Genomic DNA, 19,007 nt, shown 5'->3' with positions numbered 1-19,007 from the left:
CAATGACGTCGCCACAACATCATGCCCAGCCTGCCGCCACGCGCGCCGACCGCACGCCGGTCACGCGCCTGTGCACCCATACGCTGACCAGCCTGCACTATCGCGATGCCGACCTGGTCGAAGACCTGATGGGCAAGAAGACCTTTACCGAGGTCATGCTGATGCAGATCCTCGGCCGCGAGGTGCGCCCCGTCGACATGCGCATCGCGGATGTGGTGCTGATCGTGCTGATGGAGCATGGCCTCACGCCGAGCGCGATTGCCACACGCCTGATCTACATGAGCGCTCCCGAGAACTTGCAGGGCGCGGTATCGGCCGGACTGCTGGCGGTGGGCAGTTCGTTTGTCGGCACCATGGAGAACTGCGCGCAATTGCTCGATCGCGTGCTCGCCGCGGACGATCCCGACGCCGAAGCGCTGGCGATCGCGCGGCATCACAAGGCGCTCAAAAGCCCGGTGCCGGGCTTCGGCCACCATCTGCACAAGCCCGTCGATCCACGCGCCTACAAGCTGCTGGAGATGGCACGGGCCGAGCCGGAATTGCGCGGCGAGCGGCTCGACGCGCTCGCGCGCCTGTCGGCGGCGGTCGACGCAGTGGCCGGGCGGCCGATCACCATCAACGCCACCGGCGCGGTCGCGGCCGTGCTCGGCGAGATTGGCGTGCCCACCGCGGTGATGCGTGGCTTTGCGGTGATCTCGCGCGCGGCGGGGCTGGTCGCGCATATCGTCGAGGAGCAGCAGAGCCCGTCGGGTCGCTATATCTGGGATACCGTGGAGCAGGCGATTCCTTACGTGGGCAACGCCGGCGGCGCCGCGCACGACTGACGGCCCCCTTCAGCGCGCGAACCTTGCCGGGTCGTACGGCGCCGGGTCGAGGTACGGCGTGGTGCCGTCGATCAGGTCGGCCAGCAGGCGCGCGGTCACCGGGCCGAGCGTAAAGCCCTGGTGGCCATGGCCGAAATGGAACCAGAGCCCGCGATGGCGCGGCGCGCGTCCGACCACCGGCCGCATATCGGCCACGCACGGCCGCGCGCCCATCCAGGGCTGCGGCTCGACCGGCGCGCCGAGGTCGAGCAGCGCACCCGCGTCATGTGCGGCGATCTCCAGTTGCCTGGGCGTCGGCCGCGCCTCGTGGCGGGCGAATTCCGCGCCGGTGGTCACGCGCAGGCCACGCTGCATCGGTGCCAGCACAAAGCCGCGTTCGGCCACCAGCATCGGGCGCGTCGGCATACGGGGCGCCGCATAGTGGCGGTGATATCCGCGCTTGATGAACAGCGGCATGCGGTAGCCGAGCGTGGCGGTCAGCGTCGACGCCCAGGGGCCCAGCGCGATCACGGCCTGCCCGGCGCGCAAGACGCCGTCGTCGGTACCGACGCACCAGCCGTTGCCGTCGGCGCGCAACGTGGCGGCATCGCCGCGGTGCAGGCTGCCGCCCTGACGCGCGAACAGCGACGCATAGCGCTGCACCACTTCACCGGGGTCGCTCACGGTCCACGGATCGCGCCAATGCAATGCGCCCGCGAGCGGGCCGTGGACTGCCGGTTCTTCCGCGCGGAGTGCCGCGCTGTCCAGCGTCGTCAGCGCCAGTCCATGTGCGCCGGCCACCGCCGTGGCGCGTTGCACCGCGGCCTCGAACGCCGCCTGGCTGTGATACGCCTCGAGCCAGCCGCGCTGGCTGACGAGGTCGTCGGCACCCGCCGCGGCCAGCAGCCGCTGGTGCTCGCTCAGGCAATGGGCGATCAGCGCCGCGTACGCCGTCACCGTTGCCGCGTACCGGGCGGGCGCGGACTCGCGCCAGTACCGCGTCAGCACCGGCAATAGCCGCAGCATCGCGGCGGGGTGATAGTGCACGTCGTTGCCGCGCCGGCCGATCACGCGCAGCACGCTCTTCCAGTCGCGCGGAAACGCATAAGGCTGCACCGCCTCGCGCTGGATAAAACCCGCATTGCCATAGGACGTCTCGCGGCCCGGGGCCTGGCGATCGACCAGCGCGACCTGATAGCCGCGCTCGCGCAGTGCCAGCGCCGTGGACACGCCGACCATGCCGGCGCCAAGAACGAGGATTTCACGGGACATCTGTCTGCCGGGCCAATGTTGCGATGTCTTATTCTGCCCGGATGTCGCGATGGCGGATAGATGCGATGCCCGCAATCTTTCGGATGTTGCGTTGCGATTTCAGCAATCGTCCTTTTCCGCGCCGTGCGCTCAGCCGTAGTGAGACACCGTAATGGCTTGCCGTAGCCGCTGCACAAAGGCGCGCGCCGCGGGCGGCAATTTGCGGTTGGCCAGCGTCTGCACCTCGATCTGGCGCTCGTTCATTTCCCGGTCGCGCAGCGGCACCGCCACCAGGCTGCCGGCTTCGAGCCGCCCCCGCACCGACAGTTCGCCGTAGAAGCAGAGCGCGCCGCCACCCGCGGCGGCAAAGCTGACCAGCGCATCGAGGTGGTTGCTGGAAAAGACCGTGCGGTAACGCAGATCCTGGCGGCTGCACGCGGTATCCAGCAGCTGCCGCACCGAACTGTCCTTCGGCGGCAGCGCCAGCGGATAGGCCGTGGCCTGCGCCAGCGAGAGCTGCCGTTGCGCGGCGAGCGGATGATCGGGCGCCATGATGGCCAGAATCGGCGCCGGATGGCGCAGTTCCACATGGATATCGCGCTCGGGCAGCCACGACAGCGTGACGCCGATATCGGCGTCGCCGTCGCGGATGCGGCGCGCGATCTCGCCCTGGGGACACACTTCCAGCTCGAAGTGGATACCTTCATGGCTGGCGCGGAATTCGGCGGCAAGTGCCGGCAGGAACTCGTGGGCGATGCCCTCCACGCTGGCCAGCCGCACGCGCCCGGCGCGCAGGCCGCGCAGCGCCTGGATATCGCCGGTCACACGCTCGATATCCTGTTGCGAGCGCTTGGCAAAGGCAGCCAGCAACTCGCCGGCGGCATTGGGTACGAGTCCACGCGCGCGCCGGTCGAACAGCAGGGTGTCGAGGTCGCTCTCCAGCTTGGCGATCTGGCGGCTGACCGCGGAGGGCGCCACATTGAGCTTGGCGGCGGCGTCCTTGACCGAGCCGGTGCGCACGACTTCGAGAAAATAGCGTACGGCGGTTTCCTGCAACGCCCGGTAGGACATGTCGACTCCCCAAGGAACAGCTGACCCGCGCCTGCGATGGCGAAGTCGGCCGTGATGATGGCCATCGGCGCGGACGGCATCCCTCACGGCACGCCAGTCGACCAGCTTGATTGCCGTTTTGGCAATCGAATGTTCTAAACATTGCTGCAATTCTATGCCAGTTTTGGTCGTAGCATGGGTTGTCCCCCCGGCGCGCGGCACGCGACGTCGGCCAGCGATGTTCCATTACCACCAAGTCATGCGAATTCCTGCCCTTCCCCTCCGTTCCCTGATGACCGCTGCCAGCCTGGCCGCGGTCGCCATGGCCCCGTCGATGGCCACGGCGCAAGACACCTTCCCGAGCAAGCCAATCCAGCTCGTGCTGCCGTTCCCGCCGGGCGGCGCCACCGACGCGGTGGGACGCATCGTGGCGCAGACACTGGGCGAGAAGCTTGGCAAGACCATCGTGATCGACAACCGGCCCGGTGCCGGCACCATCGTCGGCGCCAGCTATGTGGCCAAGGCCGCACCGGACGGCTATACGCTGATCGCCACCTCGGGCACCACGTTCACCGTCAATCCGGCGGTGTATCCCAAGCTGCCCTACGATCCGCAGAAGAATTTCGAGCCGATCGGCATGGTCGGTTCCACCGGCCTGATCCTGCTCGCCAACACCCAGGTGCCCATCAACAACCTCAAGGAACTCGTGAGCGCCGCCAAGGCCGCGCCGGGCAAGTACTCGTACGGGTCGTTCGGCGCCGGCACCACCGCGCACTTTGCCGGCGAAGAGCTGTTCCACCTGACCGGCATCAAGCTGCTGCACGTGCCGTACAAGGGCAGTTCGCCGGCCATGACCGACCTGATCGGCGGCCAGATTCCGTTCACGATCGACACCGTGGCGGCCGCCATTCCGCAGGTGCGCGGCGGCAAGGTCAAGGCCATCGCCGTGACCACGGCCAAGCGCTCGGCGCTGCTGCCGAACGTGCCGACCGTCGCCGAAAGCGGCTATCCGGGCATGGACGCCAGCACGTGGATCGCGGTGGCCGCGCCGCGCGGCCTGCCGCCCGAGGTGCACGCCAGGCTCGAGAAGGCGCTGGCCGAGACGGTGGCCGATCCCGCCGTGCGCAAGAAACTCAACGATGCCGGCATCGAGCCCTCGTTTGCGAGCGGCAAGCAGGTCAGCGCGATGATCGAGAAGGAAATTCCGCAGATGCGCGCGATTGCCCAGCGCGCCAATATCAAGCTCGACTGATCTCATGCCCACATCCGTACCAGACAACCTGACAGGCCTGTCCGCCGTCGAACTGCGCCGCCTGATCGGCACGCGCCAGGTTTCGCCGGTGGAATTGCTGGAAGCCTGCATCGCCCGCATCGAACGCTACAACCCGCTGATCAACGCGGTGACGGCCACCTGCTACGCGCGTGCGCGCGACGAAGCCAAGGCGGCCGAACAGGCCGTGATGCGCGGCGAGCCGCTGGGCCTGCTGCATGGCCTGCCGCTCGGCGTGAAGGACCTCGAGGCCACGGCCGGCCTGCTGACCACCTATGGCTCGCCGCTCTACCGCGGCAATGTGCCCACGCAGGACAACGTGCTGGTGAGCCGCCTGCGCCAGGCCGGGGCGGTGGTGGTCGGCAAGACCAATATTCCCGAGATGGGCGCGGGCGCCAATTCGCGCAATGCGGTGTGGGGCGCCACCGGCAATCCTTTCAACCCGAATCTCAACGCGGGCGGCTCGTCCGGTGGCTCGGCGGCGGCGCTTGCCGCCGATTTCCTGCCCGTGTGCACGGGCTCGGACACCGGTGGCTCGCTGCGTATTCCCGCCGCCAAGTGCGGCGTGGTGGGTTTTCGCCCGTCGCCGGGCCTGGTGCCGAACTCGCGCAAGCTGCTCGGCTGGACGCCGATCTCGGTGGTGGGGCCGATGGGCCGTACCGTAGCCGATGCCTGCCTGCAACTGGCGGCCAGCGCCGGTGAGTCGGCCAGCGATCCGCTCAGCTATGCGGTGGATGCGCGCGCGTTCCTGCAACCGATGCCGGTGGACCTGTCCAACCTGCGCGTGGGCTGGACCGACGACTTCGGCGCGTGCGCCGTGGACCCCGACATCCGCCGCGTGTTTCGCGCACGCATGGCTGCCATGCGGCATCTGTTCAAGCGCTGCGACGAAGTGCGCTTCGATCTCGGCGACGTGCACCGCTGCTTCGACGTACTGCGCGCGGAGAGCTTTGTCGCCTCGCTGCATGGCGCGTATCAGAACGATCCGGAAGCCCTCGGTCCCAATACGCGCGCCAACTACGAGCTGGGCGCGCGCATGTCGCTGGTGGACAGTGCCTGGGCGCAGGCCGAACAGAGCCGCATTCTGCAGCGCTTCCAGCAGGCGTACCAGGAATACGACGTGATCCTGTCGCCCACCACACCGGTCTCGCCGTTTCCGTGGACACGGCTCTATGCCGATGTGATCGACGGCCAGGCGCAGGAGAACTACTATCGGTGGCTGGCGCTGACCTATGTGGTCACGCTGACCACGCATCCGGCGCTGTCGTTGCCGTGTGGCGTCGACGAAGCCGGCATGCCGTTCGGCCTGCAGATCACGGGACCGTTCCGCGGCGATGCGCTGACGCTGGGCGTGGCGCAGGCCATGGAGTCCGCGTTTGCCGCCATGCCGAGGCTGGCGCGTCCGGTTCCGGCGCTCGATACGCTGGCGGCGGCCGAGCCGGCGCTACGTTCGATCGTGACCGCGCCGCCCGCTCTGTCGGGCATGAGCGCGGCGGGCGAAGTGTCTGCGGTATGAGCCCGGTATGAGCCCGGTATGAGCACGGTATGAGCACGATAAGCGCGCGGTCCCGGCACGGCATCGCGACGCTACAGGAAGTACACATCGCAATGCGGAGACATGATGATTGCAGGTAAGTCCGTCGAACAATGGGCGGCAAGCCATCCGTTGATCGAGCCCTTGATCGCGCTGGAGGAAGCCGCGTGGTTCAATCCGGCCGTGCGCCCGGTGGCCGAAGCGTTGCCCGACGTCGGCCTCACGCAGGCCGACGTGGCCGATGCCAGCGCGCGCCTCGCGCGCTTTGCGCCGTATCTCGCGCGCGTATTTCCCCAGACCGCGCCGACCGGCGGCATCATCGAGTCGCCGGTGCGTGCGGTCCCGCGTCTCCAGGCCGCGCTGGCCGCACGCTATGGCAATGCGCTGCCGGGGCAACTCTGGCTCAAGCTCGACAGCCACCTGCCGATCTCGGGCTCGATCAAGGCGCGCGGCGGCATCTATGAAGTCCTCAAGCACGCGGAAGACCTCGCGCTCGCGGCCGGCTGGCTTACGCCGGAAGATGACTACGCCAGACTCGACAGCGACACCGCGCGGGCGTTCTTCCGCAAGTACAGCATTGCGGTAGGCTCCACCGGCAATCTCGGCCTGTCGATCGGCATCATGAGCGCCACGCTCGGCTTTCGCGTGACGGTGCATATGTCGGCGGACGCGCGCCAATGGAAGAAGGATCGCCTGCGCGCGCACGGCGTGACCGTGGTCGAGTACGACGCCGACTACAGCGCGGCGGTGGCCGAGGGCCGGCGCCAGGCCGAGCAGGATGCCAGTTGCCACTTTATCGACGACGAAAACTCAAGGAACCTGTTCCTCGGCTACGCGGTGGCGGCGGAACGGCTGGCCACGCAGTTGCGCGACGCGGGGGTCGTGGTCGATGCCGCGCATCCGCTGTTCGTCCACCTGCCCTGCGGCGTGGGCGGCGGACCTGGCGGGGTCGCGTTTGGCCTCAAGCTGGCCTTTGGCGATGCCGTCCATTGCCTGTTTGCCGAGCCCACGCATTCGCCATGCATGCTGCTGGGCGTCTATACGGGCCTGCATGACGAGATCTCGGTGCAGGACTTCGGCATCGACAACGTGACCGCCGCGGACGGCCTGGCGGTCGGCCGCCCGTCGGGCTTTGTCGGCAAGGCCATGCAGCGCCTGATCGATGGCTACTACACCGTCAGCGATGAAGAACTCTACGCGCTGCTCGCCCTGACCGCGCAGGAAGAGGACATCCTGCTGGAGCCATCCGCGCTCGCCGGCGTGCCGGGCATGGCGCGCGTGCTGGCGCCGCAGTATGCCGACTATCGCGCGCGCATCGGCCTGGATGCCGCACTGGCCGCGCAGGCGACCCATATTGCGTGGGCGACGGGCGGCAGCATGGTGCCGGACGAGGAAATGGCGGCATACCTGGCGCGTGGCCAGCGCGTCCTCAGCGCAAACGACGGCGCGCCCGGCCGCTAGCGACAGGCCGCACGCCCCCGGCGTCCTCGCATCACGGTTGTTGTTCGGGCGGTATGTCGGCGTCTTGCGACTTCGCCGCCGTGTTCGGTCCCGCGCCGGTGCCGAATGGATCGACGGTGTTCCATAGCGAGCCGCCTGCCGGTTGCGTGTTCGCTGGTGTAGCCGGCGGCGCTTCGCCGGTCCCCCTGCGGGAACCGCCCCGGCCCGCGGTGCCGAACGTGAAGTTGCTGTCCGGCAGCAGGCCGGGCACGGAACCCTGGCGCGACACCGTGGGCGTGGTCGTCGGCGTGCTCGCGGGCGAGGCCCAGCTGCCCTTCAGCCTCGCCCCGCTGCTGGCATAGAACGTTTCCAGTTCGGCCTCGGTCCTGATGATGCGCCATACGCCCCCGTCGCACATCGCCACCGGCAGCAACGCGCGGGTCAGGCCGGGATCGGCGCCCCCCGGATTGGCGAGGCTGAGGTGTGCATGGAAGTTGTGCTGCGGGCCATGCTGGACCACCCATCGATCGCGATCGGCAAACGGTCGCAACGGATCGATCTCGCCGATGGCAAAGTTGAAGGCTTCGATATAGCTGTCCTCGATACCATGAGGCACGGGACCACGATTGCCGGACTTGTTCACAAGGTCGCCCATGTCACCGTCGCCGCAGACGCCGGATTGGCCACTGGCGAGTCGCTCCCGGAAGGCGCGCACCCCCTCCTCCAGATTCTGGTCGTCGACGTCGACCACCGAGAATTTCGTGTCCGCATTTTCGCTGTGCGGATCGAAGACGTACAAGCCGGTCAGGTGGCCGCCTTCCTCCTCGTCCGGATAGTGCCAGCGGCCTACCAGGCCATCGATATCGAGGGCCCGGGCCTGATGGAGACGCTGCGCTCCGTCCTTGCCGTAGGCCTGGTTCAGGCTGCTCGGCTTGATCGATTTGTCCTTGATCATGGCGGGCTTGGGAATCGCGCCCTCCTTCAATCGCTTGAGGGTTTCCGCGCCCGCTTCGCGGAAACTCACGGCGACATTCATGATCCGCGCCGCCTCGCCAATGGCACGCACATGGTCGGGCAGAAGATAGGTCAGGGCCACGGTCTGCTCGATGGCGGTCAAGGGGCGCGTGCGCGGATTGCCGGCGGAGTCGGCACGATCCTCCGCCAGCGCAAGGCTGATGAGCTTGCGCCTGCTCTCGCTCAGGCCCGGCGCGAGCGACGGTCGGCGTGAGCCCGCCGGCGATGCGAATGGCGTCGTCAAAGGCGACGCCACCAGCGAACCGCTGAACGGCAGCGATGCCTTGCGCCGCGTCGCGACGGACGGCAGCGTCGGCACGGACCCCCGGCGCAGCGCGCCCAGGGCATCCGGCACCGTGACATCGGCCGGCCTCGACGGCCCGCCTCCGCGCGGCACTTCACGAATCGGCTCCTGCGCGGGCCCACGCGTACCCACGCGGGTGGGCAGCTCATGAAGCGTTGAATCGACAGAGCGCCGCCGCTGCTGGCCGGCGGGGCCTGGTGACGGCTGCGACGCGTCCGCCTGAAGAGCGTGATCGACTACCGGCAAACTGTCGGACCTGCCAGGTCCGGAACGCTGAATTGGCATGAGGCTGCTACTCGCAAACGTGTGTGCATGCCGATTATCGCGATCCTGGCCCGGCGCGAACTCGCCGGCGCGAAACCATCGCGCCGCGCCCGAAGCGGAGCCGCTACTTCCGCCTGGCGACGACCGGCGTCATCGCCGGCAGCCGCCTGACGAACGCAGTGTCCTGCGCAGGGAAGGCATAGCGGTCGTCTGCCATGCCGCCGGGCACGTAGACAGGGCCGGTCATCTTGCCGAATGCTTTCATGCCCGGCTACGGCGATAAAGCAGCGCGGGTGTCGTCATTCCAGGGTGTCGGCCTTTGGCGTGGTCCGGGTGCGAGGCGCGTGGCGGCCCGTCGGTACCCGGTCCGTGCGATTCGAGCCTGAACACGCTGACGGCCTGCGCCAGCGTACTGGCCTGTTCGCGCATGGACTGCGCGGCCGCCGACGCCTCTTCCACCAGGGCGGCGTTCTGCTGGGTGACCTCGTCGATCTGCGCCACCGCCTGGTTGATCTGCTCGATGCCCGAGAACTGCTCCTCCGTGGCCGCCGTGATCTCGCCCATCAGGTCCGTTACGCGCCTGACGCCAGCTACCACCTCGCCCATCGTGGTGCCGGCCTCGCCGACCAGCCGGTTGCCATGATCGACCTTGGCCACCGAGTCGTCGATCAACACCTTGATCTCCTTCGCCGCCGCCGCGGAACGCTGGGCCAGTCCGCGCACCTCGCCCGCCACGACGGCAAAGCCGCGCCCCTGCTCGCCGGCGCGCGCGGCTTCCACCGCCGCGTTCAGGGCCAGGATATTGGTCTGGAACGCAATGCTCTCGATCACGCCGATGATGTCGGTTACCTTGCGCGAGGATGCGTTGATCGATCCCATGGTCTCGACCACCTGCGAGACCACGTCGCCGCCGCGCACCGCCACGGCCGACGCGCTCTGCGCCAGCTGATTGGCCTGTCTGGCGTTCTCCGCGTTCTGGCGAATCGTGCTGGTGAGCTCCTCGATCGACGCCGCCGTCTGCTCCAGCGCGGCGGCCTGCTCCTCGGCCCGCGACGAGAGTTCCAGATTGCCCGCGGCAATCTGGTTCGAGGCGGTGGCGATGGTGTCGGTACCGCCGCGCACATCGCCGACGATCTGAACCAGGCTTCCCTGCATGGCCGCCATCGCATTCAGCAGGCTTTCCTCGGCGGCGCCGCCCGCTGCCTGGATGGTGCTGGTGAGGTCGCCAGCCGCGATGCGATGCGCCACCTCGACCGCATACGCCGGCTCGCCGCCAAGTTGCCGCCTGATACTGCGGGAAATGACAAACGCCATGGCGAGGCCCAGCAGTATCGCCAGTCCGCCGAGGATCAGCACCTGCTTCTGCGCCTGCCGCGACAGACGCAGAATGTCCGCGCTCATGCTGGCGCTGCGCGCCGAATGATAGGCGGTCATCTTGCCGATGGTGGCCACATAATCGTCCAGGGCCGGCTCCAGCCCCGCATGCATCAGCTCGCGGACATGCGCCTCGTTGACGGCCTTTTCCTTGAATACGCGATCGCGCGCGCCCAGATAAGCGCCGCGCCTGGCCGCGATCATGGCAAAGAATTCGCGTTCCTCCCGGCTTTCGGCCATCGATTCCAGGGTCTTCTGAATCTCGCTGATTCTGGCACTGGTCTGCTTGATCTGTCCCTGGACCTGCTTTTCCCGCACGGGGTCCGTGGTCTCCACCAGAATCATGGTACGCGCACCATTGGCATTGGTGCTGGCCGCCCATTCCGAAGCCAGGCGCTCCTTCACGAGCACGTCGTTCATCATCGTGGCAATGACCTCCGAGCTGGCCTGCAGGCGCCACCAGGCGATGCCGACGATGAGCGCCAGCAGCACGAGCACAAAAAAGAATCCCGCCACCAGCCGTGTACCGACCCGTGTATCCGCCAACCTCATCAGATGCTCCTCACTATTTATCCGCTCATGTCGCACGAGCGGCAGCCCGCTGCTACCCGACCACAGATAGCCGATCACGGATTGCCGATCACGACAGCTTTGTTTTTCGAGAGACTTGGCTTTTTTTATACGCAGTAAAACTAGACCGTTTCGGGCATACCCCGGTCAATAGTTGTTTGCACGGATCAATTTTCGCGGCGCGCGGCCGTGCGCGGTCCGGGCATGGCCCGGACCGTCTGGCGTCAAGCGTGGAGAACAGAGAAAAGCGCCTTGGTCGACGCTTCGGGCGCGGATGCCGCAGGGCGGCCATCGCGCCGGCAGGATTTACGCCGTGGTGGCCAGTGCCGCCACCGCCGGTAGCGCCAGTTGTCCGAGCAGCCGCAGCGCGGTGATTTCCGCGCCGGACCAGGCTTCGATATCGGCCAGGTAGTTGAAGGTGCCGATCACGCGGCCGCCCTGGCACAGCGGCACATTGACGATGCCGCGCAGGCCCAGCCTGCGGATCACGGCGATGTCGTCGAAGACCGCGGCAAGGGCCTCGTCGCCCTCGCCGACGAACACCTCGCCGCGCTGGAGCAACTGGCGCGTCCACGGCGTATCGCCCTTCTGCTTGGTGCCGCCGACCGGATAGGAGCTCGGGTCCGACGACCACAGGCGCACGATGGTCGCGGTGTCGGCATGCCAGGCGTTGATGGTCAGCAGGCCGGGGCCGAGCACCTCGAGCGTGGCCTGCCCTACCGCATCGAAGATGGCGGCAGGGCTGTCGGCCAGCCGCAGCGCGTCGCACAGCCGGTCGACATGCGCCACCATCAGCGCGGGATTGGCGATTTCAGTGGTCACGCTACAAGTTCCGTCATGCAGTCCCGTCATTCGGCCTGGATACCCAGTTCCTTGATCAGCTTGCCGTAGCGGTCCGCATCGCGGCGCAGGATCTTGCCGAACTCGGCCGGCGTGGACGTGGAGGTTTCCACGCCGATCTTGTCCATCTGGGCCTTGACCTCGGGCAGCGTCATGACCTTGTTGATCTCGGCATTGAGGCGCTTGACCAGATCCGGCGACATGCCCTTGGGACCGAACGCGCCGTACCACACCGACAGCTCATAGCCAGGCAGCGTTTCCGCCACGGTCGGCACGTTCGGCAGCAGCGGCGAGCGCTTGGCTTCCGTCACCGCCAGCAGGCGCAGCTTGCCGGCGTTCACGTGCGGCAGCGTTTGTGTGCCGGCCGAGAACAGCAGCTGGGTCTGGCCCGCCACGAGGTCGACCACGGCCGGCGCACCGCCCTTGTAAGGCACGTGCAGCATATCCACACCGGCCATCTTGGCAAACAGCACCGCGCTCAGATGGTTGGTCGAGCCCGAACCGGCGCTGGCATAGGCGATCTTGCCCGGGTTGGCCTTGGCATAGGCGATCAGCTCCTTCACGCTGTGCACCGGTACCGATGGGTGCACCACCATCGTGTTGGTGACGTAGGCGAGCAGGCCCAGCGGCGTGAAGTCGTCCACCCCCTTGAACGGCATCTTGGGCATCAGCGCCGGGTTCATCGCGTGCGTGCTCATCGAGCCGATCAGCAACGTATAGCCATCGGGCTGCGAACGCGCGACATACGCGGAGCCGATATTGCCCGAAGCACCGGGACGGTTATCGACGATGACCGGCTGACCGAGCTGTTTGGTCAGGTGCTCGGACAGCACGCGGGCGAGGATGTCCGTGGAACCGCCTGCCGCCCAGGGCACGATCAGCGTGATCGGCTTGCTCGGATACGCGTCCGCCGCACCGGCGGCGGTGGCGACACACATGGCCAGCGCGGCGGCGCCGCGCAGCAGGCATTTGAATACGGACTTCATGATGCAACTCCCTCGTTTTCGTGCGGAACACCCCGTGCGTCCCGTCGGTTTTTGAATGAACACCCCGTTCGTTAGCGCGGCAAACCTCAGCGGCCCACCGCGTACCCCTGCATGCCGCGCGCATTGGCGCCGGCACGTAACACCAGCCGGCCGCGGCCGTCGCGCTCGCGCGTGGCGGCGGACATGCGGCCTTCCGACCAGTCCTCGCCCACGCGCACTTCATGGCCGCGTGCGCGCAGACCGTCGAGCGTGGCGGCCGGAAAACGACCCTCCACGCTGATGCGATTGAGCACGGTCTGGCGCGGCCAGAACGAGCCCGGAAAATGGTCGATATGCCAGGCCGGCGCATCGATCGCTTCCTGCAGGTTCATGCCATGCACCGCATGACGCAGGAAGAATGCCAGCGACCACTGGTCCTGCTGGTCGCCGCCCGGCGTGCCGAACGCCATATACGGCTCGCCGTCGCGCAGCGCCATCGACGGCGACAGCGTGGTGCACGGACGCTTGCCCGGTGCCAGCGAATTGGGCAGCCCCGGCTCCAGCCAGGTCATCTGCAGGCGCGTGTTGAGCGCAAACCCGAGCGACGGAATGGTCGGGCTCGACGACAGCCAGCCGCCCGACGGCGTGGCCGCCACCATGTTGCCGTGGCGGTCGATCACGTCGATATGGCAGGTATCGCCGACGAACAGTTCGCGCTCGGCCCATTCGGTCACCGGCGGCAGCGAGGCAAAGGTGGGTTCGCCCACGCCAAAACGCGTATCGGCGCTGCGCAACGTGCGCTCGGCCACGCCGAGGTCCGGCAGGCGCGGTGCCATGCCGTTGCGCAGCGTACCGGCATCGATCGCGGTGGCCGCGCGCGCGCCGATGCGCAGGGCCCGCGCGGCGAGGTACTCGGGATCGAGCAGCGCGGCCAGCTGCGACGGCACGAAGGCCGGATCGCCATACCATGCCATGCGGTCGGCCATGGCCAGCTTGGCGGCCTCGGCGATGCGGTGCACGAATTCGGTCGAGGTCGGCGCATGCGCTTCCAGCCCCGCATGCCGCAGCATGCCGAGCTGCTGCAGGAAGACCGGGCCCTGGCTCCAGATATCGCACTTGGCCACGGTATAGCGCCCGAAGTCCATCGTCACCGGCGCTTCCACGGTAGGCGCCCAGCCGGACATGTCCTCATAGCGCAGCAGGCCGGTGTGCTTTTCGCCGGTGGTATCGCGCACGTGTTCGGTGCGGCAATACGCATCGATGTCCCGCGCGACAAAGCCGCGATACCAGCAGTCGAGCGCGGCATCGATCTGCGCTTCGCGTGTATGGCCAACAGCCTGCGCAGTCTCGACGATGCGGGTATAGGTATCGGCCAGCACCGGCAGCGTGTGCAGGCTGCCGGGACGCGGCACCTTGCCGTCGGGCAGCCACGTGGCGGCCGAGCTGTGCCATTCGTCGCGGAACAGCGACTGCACCGCGAGGATGGCCTGCGATACGCGCGGCACCAGCGGAAAGCCTTCGCGCGCGTACTGGATGGCGGGCGCCAGCACCTCGGCCAGCGTCCAGGTGCCCTGGTCGCGCAGCATGGTCAGCCACGCGCCGAACGCGCCGGGCACCGTGGCGGGCATCAGGCCGATGCCGGGCATCATCTCGAGGCCCATGGCGCGCAACGCCTCCGGGTCTGCCAGCGCGGGCGCCGGGCCCTGTCCGCACACCGAGCGCATGGCGCGCTCGCGCTCGCTCCAGAACAGGATCGGTACCTCGCCGCCCGGGCCATTCAGGTGCGGCTCCACGACCTGCAGCACAAAGCCGCCGGCCACCGCCGCGTCGAAGGCGTTGCCGCCGCGCTCCAGCACGCTCATGGCGGTCTGGGTGGCCAGCCAGTGGGTGGAAGCGGCCACGCCGAACGTGCCGACGATTTCCGGGCGAGTGGTGAACATGGGCAAGAAGAAGGCGCTGTTGCAATCGCGTCAGTATAGGATTGCGCAATAACCGGCTCTCGCGATTTTCTTATCGTGGCATTACCATCTGGTTATAGTTATGCCCTCGCGCCAGCCTTTATCTGCCCCCCTTCCCGGACCACCATGCCCCTCTCGTCCGACAAACTGCTGCACAACGTGGTCTCGCGCCTGCGGCTGCGCCATCTGCCCCTGCTGCTCGCGCTGGAACGGCAACGCTCGGTGTCGCGGGTGGCGGCCGAGCTGAACCTGTCCCAGCCCGCCGTGACCAAGGCGCTGCGCGAGATCGAGGACATCTTCATGGCGCCGCTGTTCGAACGCACACGGCGCGGGCTGGAGCCTACCGCCACCGGCGTGGCCGTGCTCAATCATGCCCGCGTGGCGCTGGCGGAAGCCGAGTCGCTGGGCCGGGAGCTGACCGTGATCGACGCCGGCCTGCGCGGCCGGCTGCGTCTGGGCGTGATTCCGTACGTGTCGCGGCCCGTGCTCGACGCCGCCTGCGCCTATGGCCTGGGCCAGCAGCCGCGCGTGTCGGTACTGGTGCGCGAAGGCACCACCGATGAGCTGGTGAACGCGCTGCGCCTGCACGAACTCGACTGCGTGATCGTGCGCTCGTTCTACGTGCCGGGCGAGGATATCGTGCAGCAGCCGCTCTATCGCGAAGAGCCCGTGCTGGTGGTGCCGGCCGCCGCGGCGGCGCGGCTGTCGCGCGGAGAACTCGACTGGAAGCGCCTGGCGGAACTGGACTGGATCCTGCCGCCGCCGCATACGCCGGTGCGCCGGACCATCAATACGATGTTCGCCATCGCGGGCGTGGCGCCGCCGCTGCCGACTGTCGAGACCTATTCGATCAAGACCACGGCCACGCTGCTGCGCAGCCAGCCGGACACCATCGCCATCGTGCCCAAGTCGGTCGCGGCCGAGCTCGTCGATGGCGGCGGCGCGGCGGTCCTGCCCTATACGTTGAGCTGGGACCTGCCGCCGGTGGGCATCATGTGGCGCCGCCAGGCCGAGCAGAACGAACTGGTGGCGGCGCTGGTGGCCGAACTGCGCCGCGTGGCCGCCTGAGCGTGTCAGGACGATGCCGTCGCGGCGCCGGTTGACCGGTACCTCCCGGTCGTCCCCCAGGCGGGCCGGCGTGGACGGGGGCTACCGCGGTTTAATTCATGGTCAGCGGGTTGCCCTGCCGCAGCGCCTGCAGACGTTGTTCGGCAGCCTGCAGGTCGGCTGGATAATCGGCGTTATCGCGATGCGGATCGTAGCCGGCGGCCTCGAGCCGCGCCAGCTCGTTCTGGACCTCGGCGCGCGTAAGCGGATGGTTGCCGCCGATGTCCTGCGCGTGCGCCATGGCGCCACCGACGGCGAGCATGGTAGCGGCAAACATGCGGAAAAGCGAAGGGATCTGCATGAGGGACTCCTGGAGTGGATCGTTGGTAAAGGACAGCGTCTTGCGCCGGGCCGCGACTACCGCGCGCCGGCTGCGGGGCGCCTTGGGTCGAGCGCCTTGGGTCGAGCGCCTAGGGTCTAGCGCCATCTACGTTGCCATCTGCGCCGCATACGGCCGCCGCATACCCGGTATACGCCGCCGCCCGCGCATCTATTCCCAGCATGGCAAACCCTCGCCGCCTGACTTGCGGCCGCGCACGGCGATTGCGCCGGTGCCGGTTCAGTCGCCTTATACTTGCGCATGGCCTACGACCTCACCGACAAGCTCGTGATCGGCATTTCCTCGCGGGCGCTGTTCGACCTGGAACTGGAGAACGGCATCTACCGCAACGAGGGAGTCGCCGCCTATTCGGCGTACCAGCGCGCGCACGAAGACGAACCGCTGCGACCGGGCACCGCCTACCCGCTGGTACGCGCGCTGCTGGAACTCAACGACACCATTCCGGGCCGGCGCCTGGTCGAGGTGGTGGTGATCTCGCGCAATTCGCCCGATACCGGCCTGCGCGCCTTCAATGCCATCGAGGCCAGCAAGCTCGATATCACGCGCGCGGCGTTCACCGGCGGCGAAGCCATCGCGCGCTACCTGCAAGCCTTCAAGGTGGACCTGTTTCTCTCGCGCGATGCCTCCGATGTGCAGGCCGCGATCGACGGCGGCGTGGCCGCCGCGCAGCTCTATGACGTGCCGCCCGACTACCAGGCCCCGGCGGGACAGATCCGCATTGCCTTCGATGGCGATGCCGTGCTGTTTTCCGCGGAGTCGGAACGCATCTACAAGCAGAAGGGACTCGAGGCGTTTATCCGGCATGAGCAGCGCCATCGGCACAAGGCCATGACCGAGGGCCCGTTCGCCAAGCTGCTGCTGCGGCTGGCGGAGATCCAGCAGCATTTTGCGCCGGGCGCGTGCCCGGTGCGCATCGCCATCGTGACCGCGCGCAACAGTCCCGCGCATACGCGCGTCATCCATACGCTGCGCGCGTGGAACGTGGCCATCGACGAGGCGTTCTTCCTCGGCGGCCTGGCCAAGGACCAGGTGCTGCGCGCCTTCGGCGCGCATATGTTCTTCGACGACCAGGAATTTCACGTGCAAAGCGCGGCCGTGGTGGTACCGTCGGGGCATGTCCCCTACAAGGGCGGACCGTTGCTGAAGGCGGTGAAGACCCCCGCCGCGCGCAAGCGCCCGGCCGTGCCCCGCGTCGACGGCAACGCCAAGGTGGCCACGGTTGCAAGGGGGGCCAAAGGAGCGGACAAGGTCGTGGGCAAGGTCGTGGGCAGGGACGGCAAGGTGGGCGAGAGCGCATGAAGCCGGTCGCGCTCTATCTGCTGACCGCGCTCGCGGAAATCGTCGGCTGCTACCTGCCCTACCTGTGGCTACGCCAGGGCGCCGGCGCCTGGGTACTGGTGCCGGGCGCGGCCTCGCTCGCGGTATTCGCGTGGCTGCTCACCCTGCATCCGGACGCCTCGGGCCGCGTCTATGCCGCGTACGGTGGCGTCTATATCGCAGTGGCGATCTGCTGGCTGTGGCTGGTCGATGGCGTGCGGCCGACGCCGTGGGATCTTGCCGGCGTAGCGGTAGCGCTGGCCGGCATGGCCGTCATCGTGTTTCAGCCGCGCTGAGCGGCGAGCGCCCTGGCGGCGAGGTCCCGCGCGCCGGGCCGTCCGTGGCCCGCCACCGCTCCCGGTCCGCCCGATTCACCCGGGACGCCCGACTCCCCACGGCCAGCCGATTCCCCACGGCTACCCGATTCACCAGGGCTACCCGATTCACCACAGCCGCCCGGTGCGCCCGCGCCCCACAGCAAGCCGCGGTCGACCTCGGCGAGCGACGTCACCCCCAGCATCGCCATATTGCGCGAGATCTCCTGCTTCATCAGCACGATCGCCTGCCGCACTCCCGGCAGGCCGGATACGGCCGCGGCATAGCAGAACGGCCGCCCGACAAAGACAAAACGTGCGCCGAGCGCCAGCGCCTTGAGCGCATCGGTACCGCGGCGCACCCCGCTGTCGAGCATCACCGGTACCTCGGGACACGCCGCCACGATCCGCGGCAGCACGTGCAGCGGCGCCACCGCGCCGTCGAGCTGGCGGCCGCCATGGTTGGACACGATGACACCGTCGGCGCCGGCGTCCACCGCGATGCGTGCATCGCGCGCATCGAGAATGCCCTTGATCACCAGCGTGCCGGGCCACAGTGCGCGGATCTGGGCAAAGTGGCGCCAGTTCAGGTGACCGCGATCGGAAAAATCGCGCTGCACGTTGGGCGACAGGATCGGCGCGCCCCGGCGCGCGTAGTTGTTCTCGAAATGCGGCATGCCGTGCCGCAGCAGCGTGCGCAGGAACGTGCCGAACAGCCAGCGCGGATGGGTCAGCCCCTCCCAGGCCAGCCGCACGCTCGGCCGCAGCGGTGCCGAGAAGCCGGCGCGCGCATAGTTCTCGCGATTGGGCGGCACCGGGGTGTCGACAGTGATTACCAGCGTGCGATAGCCGGCCTGCTTCACGCGCTCGATCAGCGCGACGATATTGGCTTCGTCGCCGGGCAGATAGGCCTGGAACCATGCCTCCGGGTTGGTCTGCACGATCTGTTCGAGCGGGATCAGCGACGACCCGCTCATGATCATCGGCACGTTCTCCTGCGCGGCGGCCTGCGCCAGCACGAGATCGCCGCGATACGCCGACAGGGCCGCCAGGCCCATCGGCGCGATGCCGAACGGCGACGCATACTCGCGGCCGAACAACGTGGCCGCGGTGGAGCGCCGCGAGATATCGACGAGCACGCGCGGCACCAGCGCGATCTCGTCGAAGGCGCTCCGGTTGCCGTGAAACGAACGATACCGTTCCGCGGCGCCCGCGATATAGCCGAACACCGGCGCCGGCAAGCGGCGGCGGGCGGCCGCCTCAAAGTCATCCAGGCACAGCATGCCCGCCTC

17 protein-coding genes are annotated in these 19,007 nt (G+C 68.1%); 7 read left to right on the top strand and 10 right to left on the bottom strand.

What is annotated here, in order from left to right; translation table 11 throughout:
• Nucleotides 1-2: 2 nt before the first annotated feature.
• On the top strand, nucleotides 3-824 hold the full coding sequence (locus DFLDMN_RS21900; protein WP_423199968.1) for a citryl-CoA lyase: 822 nt from the start codon (nucleotides 3-5) through the stop codon (nucleotides 822-824).
• A 9-nt stretch (nucleotides 825-833) separates the two neighbouring features.
• Here the strand turns inward: DFLDMN_RS21900 and DFLDMN_RS21895 are convergent, their stop codons facing one another.
• Both DFLDMN_RS21895 and DFLDMN_RS21890 read right to left on the bottom strand, forming a co-directional pair.
• Nucleotides 834-2,075, bottom strand: a complete 1,242-nt coding sequence (locus DFLDMN_RS21895) for an NAD(P)/FAD-dependent oxidoreductase (protein WP_423199967.1) — start codon at nucleotides 2,073-2,075, stop codon at nucleotides 834-836.
• Nucleotides 2,076-2,204: 129 nt separating this feature from the next.
• Entirely contained in the window at nucleotides 2,205-3,125 is a 921-nt protein-coding gene (locus DFLDMN_RS21890) for a LysR family transcriptional regulator (RefSeq protein WP_423199966.1), read from the bottom strand.
• Nucleotides 3,126-3,396: 271 nt separating this feature from the next.
• Between DFLDMN_RS21890 and DFLDMN_RS21885 the strand changes: the two genes are divergently transcribed.
• The 3 genes from DFLDMN_RS21885 to DFLDMN_RS21875 all read left to right on the top strand — a co-directional run bounded on the left by DFLDMN_RS21885 (nucleotide 3,397) and on the right by DFLDMN_RS21875 (nucleotide 7,369).
• Complete coding sequence (locus DFLDMN_RS21885) at nucleotides 3,397-4,356, top strand: Bug family tripartite tricarboxylate transporter substrate binding protein (protein WP_423199965.1); 960 nt, start codon at nucleotides 3,397-3,399, stop codon at nucleotides 4,354-4,356.
• Between the two features lie 4 nt (nucleotides 4,357-4,360).
• The gene (locus tag DFLDMN_RS21880) at nucleotides 4,361-5,890 is read left to right on the top strand and encodes an amidase (RefSeq protein WP_423199964.1); all 1,530 of its coding nucleotides are present in this window, start codon (nucleotides 4,361-4,363) and stop codon (nucleotides 5,888-5,890) included.
• A gap of 105 nt (nucleotides 5,891-5,995) precedes the next feature.
• Nucleotides 5,996-7,369, top strand: a complete 1,374-nt coding sequence (locus tag DFLDMN_RS21875; protein WP_423200535.1) for a D-serine ammonia-lyase — start codon at nucleotides 5,996-5,998, stop codon at nucleotides 7,367-7,369.
• A 31-nt stretch (nucleotides 7,370-7,400) separates the two neighbouring features.
• Here the strand turns inward: DFLDMN_RS21875 and DFLDMN_RS21870 are convergent, their stop codons facing one another.
• The 6 genes from DFLDMN_RS21870 to DFLDMN_RS21845 form a co-directional block, all read right to left on the bottom strand.
• Complete coding sequence (locus tag DFLDMN_RS21870) at nucleotides 7,401-8,798, bottom strand: hypothetical protein (protein WP_423199963.1); 1,398 nt, start codon at nucleotides 8,796-8,798, stop codon at nucleotides 7,401-7,403.
• A gap of 256 nt (nucleotides 8,799-9,054) precedes the next feature.
• Nucleotides 9,055-9,195, bottom strand: a complete 141-nt coding sequence (locus tag DFLDMN_RS21865) for a hypothetical protein (protein WP_423199962.1) — start codon at nucleotides 9,193-9,195, stop codon at nucleotides 9,055-9,057.
• Nucleotides 9,192-10,856 carry a methyl-accepting chemotaxis protein gene (locus tag DFLDMN_RS21860; RefSeq protein ID WP_423199961.1) on the bottom strand — a complete coding sequence of 555 codons (1,665 nt, stop codon included), beginning with the start codon at nucleotides 10,854-10,856 and terminating at the stop codon, nucleotides 9,192-9,194. Before DFLDMN_RS21860 ends, DFLDMN_RS21865 begins: the two co-directional genes overlap by 4 nt.
• 324 nt (nucleotides 10,857-11,180) lie before the next feature.
• Complete coding sequence (locus DFLDMN_RS21855) at nucleotides 11,181-11,696, bottom strand: GAF domain-containing protein (RefSeq protein WP_423199960.1); 516 nt, start codon at nucleotides 11,694-11,696, stop codon at nucleotides 11,181-11,183.
• 26 nt (nucleotides 11,697-11,722) lie between these two features.
• Nucleotides 11,723-12,700 carry a Bug family tripartite tricarboxylate transporter substrate binding protein gene (locus DFLDMN_RS21850; protein WP_423199959.1) on the bottom strand — a complete coding sequence of 326 codons (978 nt, stop codon included), beginning with the start codon at nucleotides 12,698-12,700 and terminating at the stop codon, nucleotides 11,723-11,725.
• Between the two features lie 86 nt (nucleotides 12,701-12,786).
• A complete protein-coding gene (locus DFLDMN_RS21845) occupies nucleotides 12,787-14,619 on the bottom strand; it encodes a gamma-glutamyltransferase family protein (protein WP_423199958.1) in 1,833 nt (610 codons plus the stop codon).
• A 144-nt stretch (nucleotides 14,620-14,763) separates the two neighbouring features.
• Between DFLDMN_RS21845 and DFLDMN_RS21840 the strand changes: the two genes are divergently transcribed.
• Nucleotides 14,764-15,705, top strand: coding sequence for a LysR family transcriptional regulator (locus DFLDMN_RS21840; RefSeq protein WP_423199957.1), 942 nt, complete (start codon nucleotides 14,764-14,766; stop codon nucleotides 15,703-15,705).
• Nucleotides 15,706-15,796: 91 nt separating this feature from the next.
• On the opposite strand, the gene DFLDMN_RS21835 is transcribed toward DFLDMN_RS21840, so the two are convergent.
• On the bottom strand, nucleotides 15,797-16,045 hold the full coding sequence (locus tag DFLDMN_RS21835; RefSeq protein WP_423199956.1) for a DUF4148 domain-containing protein: 249 nt from the start codon (nucleotides 16,043-16,045) through the stop codon (nucleotides 15,797-15,799).
• A 279-nt stretch (nucleotides 16,046-16,324) separates the two neighbouring features.
• Here DFLDMN_RS21835 and DFLDMN_RS21830 point away from each other — a divergent pair, with 279 nt between their 5' ends.
• Both DFLDMN_RS21830 and DFLDMN_RS21825 read left to right on the top strand, forming a co-directional pair.
• Complete coding sequence (locus tag DFLDMN_RS21830) at nucleotides 16,325-17,383, top strand: 5'-nucleotidase (protein ID WP_423199955.1); 1,059 nt, start codon at nucleotides 16,325-16,327, stop codon at nucleotides 17,381-17,383.
• Nucleotides 17,380-17,697: a YnfA family protein gene (locus DFLDMN_RS21825; RefSeq protein WP_423199954.1), complete on the top strand. Its 318-nt coding sequence runs from the start codon at nucleotides 17,380-17,382 to the stop codon at nucleotides 17,695-17,697. The genes DFLDMN_RS21830 and DFLDMN_RS21825 overlap by 4 nt, the downstream gene beginning before the upstream one ends.
• On the opposite strand, the gene DFLDMN_RS21820 is transcribed toward DFLDMN_RS21825, so the two are convergent.
• Complete coding sequence (locus tag DFLDMN_RS21820; protein WP_423199953.1) at nucleotides 17,685-18,998, bottom strand: alpha-hydroxy-acid oxidizing protein; 1,314 nt, start codon at nucleotides 18,996-18,998, stop codon at nucleotides 17,685-17,687. The two genes, DFLDMN_RS21825 and DFLDMN_RS21820, sit on opposite strands and share 13 nt — an antisense overlap.
• Between the last annotated feature and the right edge of the window lie 9 nt (nucleotides 18,999-19,007).

The organism is Cupriavidus sp. H19C3, assembly GCF_049393815.1.
Taxonomy (GTDB): domain Bacteria; phylum Pseudomonadota; class Gammaproteobacteria; order Burkholderiales; family Burkholderiaceae; genus Cupriavidus.
This window is presented reverse-complemented; position numbering and strand designations above follow the sequence as displayed.

Bases quoted from the DNA above. Each gene is read 5' to 3' on its own strand.
- DFLDMN_RS21885 (WP_423199965.1), top strand. From the start codon at position 3,397: ATGACCGCTGCCAGCCTGGCCGCGGTCGCCATGGCCCCGTCGATGGCC.
- DFLDMN_RS21895 (WP_423199967.1), bottom strand. From the start codon at position 2,075: ATGTCCCGTGAAATCCTCGTTCTTGGCGCCGGCATGGTCGGCGTGTCC.
- DFLDMN_RS21820 (WP_423199953.1), bottom strand. From the start codon at position 18,998: ATGCTGTGCCTGGATGACTTTGAGGCGGCCGCCCGCCGCCGCTTGCCG.
- DFLDMN_RS21900 (WP_423199968.1), top strand. From the start codon at position 3: ATGACGTCGCCACAACATCATGCCCAGCCTGCCGCCACGCGCGCCGAC.
- DFLDMN_RS21875 (WP_423200535.1), top strand. From the start codon at position 5,996: ATGATTGCAGGTAAGTCCGTCGAACAATGGGCGGCAAGCCATCCGTTG.
- DFLDMN_RS21890 (WP_423199966.1), bottom strand. From the start codon at position 3,125: ATGTCCTACCGGGCGTTGCAGGAAACCGCCGTACGCTATTTTCTCGAA.
- DFLDMN_RS21865 (WP_423199962.1), bottom strand. From the start codon at position 9,195: ATGAAAGCATTCGGCAAGATGACCGGCCCTGTCTACGTGCCCGGCGGC.
- DFLDMN_RS21880 (WP_423199964.1), top strand. From the start codon at position 4,361: ATGCCCACATCCGTACCAGACAACCTGACAGGCCTGTCCGCCGTCGAA.
- DFLDMN_RS21825 (WP_423199954.1), top strand. From the start codon at position 17,380: ATGAAGCCGGTCGCGCTCTATCTGCTGACCGCGCTCGCGGAAATCGTC.
- DFLDMN_RS21850 (WP_423199959.1), bottom strand. From the start codon at position 12,700: ATGAAGTCCGTATTCAAATGCCTGCTGCGCGGCGCCGCCGCGCTGGCC.
- DFLDMN_RS21840 (WP_423199957.1), top strand. From the start codon at position 14,764: ATGCCCCTCTCGTCCGACAAACTGCTGCACAACGTGGTCTCGCGCCTG.
- DFLDMN_RS21845 (WP_423199958.1), bottom strand. From the start codon at position 14,619: ATGTTCACCACTCGCCCGGAAATCGTCGGCACGTTCGGCGTGGCCGCT.
- DFLDMN_RS21835 (WP_423199956.1), bottom strand. From the start codon at position 16,045: ATGCAGATCCCTTCGCTTTTCCGCATGTTTGCCGCTACCATGCTCGCC.
- DFLDMN_RS21860 (WP_423199961.1), bottom strand. From the start codon at position 10,856: ATGAGGTTGGCGGATACACGGGTCGGTACACGGCTGGTGGCGGGATTC.
- DFLDMN_RS21830 (WP_423199955.1), top strand. From the start codon at position 16,325: ATGGCCTACGACCTCACCGACAAGCTCGTGATCGGCATTTCCTCGCGG.